We start from the raw sequence: 402 nt of genomic DNA, 5'->3' as shown, positions 1-402 counted from the left end.
CCACCGATATCAATCAGGACAACGCCAAGCTCTTTTTCATCGCGGGTCAGCACTGCCTCTGCCGATGCCATTGGCTGCAAAATCAAATCAGACACTTCCAGACCACAGCGGCGTACACACTTGACGATATTCTGTACCGCGGAAACTGCACCAGTGACGATATGTACTTTGACTTCGAGACGAATGCCGCTCATGCCAATAGGCTCGCGCACATCATCCTGGCTATCCACAATAAATTCTTGCGGCAAGGTATGTAGCAGTTGCTGATCGGTCGGAATATTTACTGCCTTGGCAGTCTCAATCACGCGCGATACATCAGCAGCCGTGACTTCTTTATCTTTAATCGCAACCATGCCGCTGGAATTAAAGCTGCGGATATGACTACCTGCAATACCGGTATAG

General features: G+C 49.5%; 1 protein-coding gene. It reads right to left on the bottom strand.

What is annotated here, in order from left to right; all coding sequences use genetic code 11:
* A partial coding sequence (gene ftsA, locus QN347_RS19520; protein WP_323494359.1) for a cell division protein FtsA occupies positions 1 to 402 on the bottom strand: 402 nt, incomplete at both ends.

Source organism: Sphingomonas sp. 10B4, from assembly GCF_035019905.1.
GTDB classification, from domain to species: domain Bacteria; phylum Pseudomonadota; class Alphaproteobacteria; order Sphingomonadales; family Sphingomonadaceae; genus Sphingomonas; species Sphingomonas glacialis.
Note: the sequence above shows the minus strand (reverse complement) of the source record. Positions and strands in the feature narration are given on the sequence as shown.